Here is a 3,038-nt window from a genome sequence, read left to right as displayed (position 1 = left end):
TCGTCCCGATCCCGGCCGGCACCTCGCAGCAGGGCGAGCTCTAGCCCCCGGGGGCTAGAGCTCGCCCTGCTGCGAGGTGCCGGCCGGGATCGGGACGAGCCGCGTCACGACGGGAGGATGGGCGACGAGTCCGCGGATCGCCGCGTTGAGGCGGACGACCGGCTCGCCGGCGCCGTGCGCGTCGAGCAGGTCGCCGCTCGTCCACTTCTCCAGCATGACGATGGTGCCGTCGGGCGAGTCGTGGATCGCGTAGAGCTCGCAGCCCTCCTCCTCGTGCACCTCCGCGATGGCGGTGGAGAGGGCGGCGACGAGCGCGTCGCGCTGCCCCTCGGCGGGAGTGAAGATCGCGGTGACGACGACGGGATCGGACATGGCGTGCCTTTCGGAGGGGGGAGGGGGATCAGCGCTGCGGGGGTGCGGCGCAGCTGGAGCGGATGACGAGGTCGGCCTGCACCTCGATGTGCTGCGGCGCCTCGGGGAGGCGGCCCTGCATGCGGGCGAGGACGAGCTCGACGCTGTGACGGGCGAGCATGTCGATCGGCTGACGGACGACGCTGAGCGGCGGGGTGACCAGCTCGCTCCACGGGTTGTCGTCGAACACGACGACCGAGAGGGCCTCCGGGATCCGGATCCCGAGCTGGAAGAGCCGGTGCACGGCGCTGCGCACCTGCGCGGTGTTGGCGACGACGAGCGCGGTCGGCGCCTCCGGCAGCGCGAGGAGGGCGGCGACCGCCTCGCCGCCGACGTCGCCGCGGAAGGGCACGTCGCGCACGAGCGTGGAGTCCAGCGGCAGGCCGGCCGCGGTGAGGGAGGCGCGGTACCCGGCGACGCGGGCCTGGCCGGTGGAGGTGTGCGCGGGTCCGGAGAGGATCGCGATCCGGGTGTGGCCGAGCGCGATCAGGTGGTCGGTGGCCCGGGCGGCGGAGGCGGAGTTGCCGATGCTCACGACGTCGACGTCGTCGAGCCCGGGCGTGGTGCGGTCGACGAAGACCACGTCGACCCCGGCGCGGCGCAGGCGCGACCACTTCTCGAGGTTGTCGCCGGAGGGGGTGGCGATCACGCCTCCGACGGAGCGGTCGAGCAGGCTCGTGAGCGACTCGCCCTCGACGTGGGAGTCCTCCTGCGTGGTGACCAGGAGCACCTGGGCCCCGCGGGCGCGCGCCTCCCACACCACCTTGTCGGCGAGGCGGGCGAAGAACGGGTTGGTGAGGTCGGGCAGGACCAGGCCGATCGCGAGGGCCTGCCCCTGGCTGAGCTCGCGGGCGGCGGCGCGGGGGCGGAAGCCGAGCTCGTCGATCGCCTCGACCACGCGGCGCCGGGTGTCGACAGCGACCGGGCCGGTGCCGTCGTTGAGCACGCGGGAGACGACCGAGACCGAGACGCCCGCGGTGCGGGCGACGTCGCGGATCGTCGGAGCTTTCTGCACGGGTCCTCCCGGGGGCCGGCGGGGTCCTCGTCGAACGCCGCGATGCGAACTGCTGTTGACACAGCCTAATGGGCGCTGGTACAAAACTGGTACCGGTTCCACCCCGACCGGTCAGCAGAATTCCTCCGAAGAAGACTGCGCACGACGACGACGTCCACCGCCCTCACCGGCGGCTCTCCGCGTCCGTGCGCCACCGGACCAGAGAGGTCAACGTGAACCTGTACAAACTCCTCGGCGATCGCGAACGCGAGGGCCGCCCCATCCGCGTCGGGCTGATCGGCGCCGGCCGCTACGGCACCATGTACCTCTCGCAGGCGCGCAACATCCCCGGCGTCCACGTGGTCGCCATCGCCGACGTGAACGTGGCCCGGGCCCGCGGCGCCTTCGAGCTGGTCGACTGGCCCGCCGAGGCGATGGCCGCCGACATCCCCGAGGCGCTCGCCAACCGCACCACCACCATCGTCGACAACGCGGCCGTCCTCTTCGAGCACGACATCGACGTCATCGTCGAGGCGACCGGCAACCCCATCGTCGGCGTGCACCACGCCCTCCGAGCGATCGAGACCGGCAAGCACATCATCATGGTCACCGTCGAGGCCGACGCCCTCGCCGGACCGGCGCTCGCCAAGCGGGCGGAGAAGGCGGGCATCGTCTACTCGATGGCCTACGGCGACCAGCCGGCCCTCATCATGGAGCTCGTCGACTGGGCCCGCACCAGCGGCTTCGACGTCGTCTGCGCCGGCAAGGGCGCCAAGTACCTCGAGCACTACCACCAGATGAATCCCGACAACGTCTGGGAGAACTGGGAGTTCAGCAAGGAGCTCACCGACTCCGGCCAGCTCAACCCCTACATGCACACCTCGTTCCGCGACGGCACGAAGGCCGCCATCGAGATGGCCGCCGTCGCCAACGCGGCCGGGCTCGTCCCCTCCGACGCCGGCCTCACCTTCACCCCGGGCGACGTCGAGGAGATCGCCACGATCAGCCGCCCCCGCTCGATCGGCGGAGCGCTCGACCACGAGGGCACCGTCGACGTGATGTCGAGCGTCACCCGCGACGGCGCGCTCATCCCGCACAACACCCAGGAGGGCGTCTACGTCGTCGTCAAGGCGACCAACCCCTACGTGTCGACCTGCTTCGACGAGTACCCGTGGCACCCGGACCCGACCAAGCAGTACGCGGCGCTCTACCGCCCGTACCACTACGTCGGCCTCGAGCTGAACATGTCGATCGCCAACGCCGCCCTGCGCGGCATCTCGACCGGCCACCCCGAGGGCTTCTACGGCGACGTGGTCGCGACGGCCAAGAAGGACCTCAAGGCCGGCGAGTTCCTCGACGGCGAGGGCGGCTTCACCGTCTACGGCAAGCTCGTCTCCGCGAAGCACTCGGTCGCCACCGGCGCCCTCCCCGTCGCGCTCGCCCACCACGTCGAGCTGCGCAACGACATCGCGCAGGGCGCGACGGTCGGCTGGGACGACGTCATCATCGACGAGTCCCTCGCCGAGGCGCTCGAGCTGCGCCGCGAGACCGAGGCGCTGCTCGCCTCCTGATCCGACCCCGGGCCGGGCGGCCCCCCTCCGCCCGGCCCGGGGTCGGATCAGGAGGCGAGCAG

3 protein-coding genes are annotated in these 3,038 nt (G+C 71.9%); 1 reads left to right on the top strand and 2 read right to left on the bottom strand.

Going from position 1 to position 3,038, the window contains the following annotated elements; all coding sequences use genetic code 11:
• Positions 1–54: 54 nt before the first annotated feature.
• A complete protein-coding gene (locus C5C49_RS16640; protein ID WP_104224889.1) occupies positions 55–372 on the bottom strand; it encodes a putative quinol monooxygenase in 318 nt (105 codons plus the stop codon).
• Between the two features lie 28 nt (positions 373–400).
• The gene (locus C5C49_RS16635; protein ID WP_104346619.1) at positions 401–1,426 is read right to left on the bottom strand and encodes a LacI family DNA-binding transcriptional regulator; all 1,026 of its coding nucleotides are present in this window, start codon (positions 1,424–1,426) and stop codon (positions 401–403) included.
• Positions 1,427–1,638: 212 nt separating this feature from the next.
• On the opposite strand from C5C49_RS16635, the gene C5C49_RS16630 reads away from it, so the two are divergent.
• Positions 1,639–2,976, top strand: coding sequence for an NAD(P)H-dependent oxidoreductase (locus C5C49_RS16630; RefSeq protein WP_104251308.1), 1,338 nt, complete (start codon positions 1,639–1,641; stop codon positions 2,974–2,976).
• Positions 2,977–3,038: the final 62 nt, after the last annotated feature.

The sequence above is a fragment of the Rathayibacter sp. AY1E2 genome, assembly GCF_002932325.1.
Classification (GTDB): Bacteria; Actinomycetota; Actinomycetes; order Actinomycetales; family Microbacteriaceae; genus Rathayibacter.
Note: the sequence above shows the minus strand (reverse complement) of the source record. Positions and strands in the feature narration are given on the sequence as shown.

Coding starts and splice junctions, on each gene's coding strand:
- C5C49_RS16640 (WP_104224889.1), bottom strand. CDS start 372: ATGTCCGATCCCGTCGTCGTCACCGCGATCTTCACTCCCGCCGAGGGG.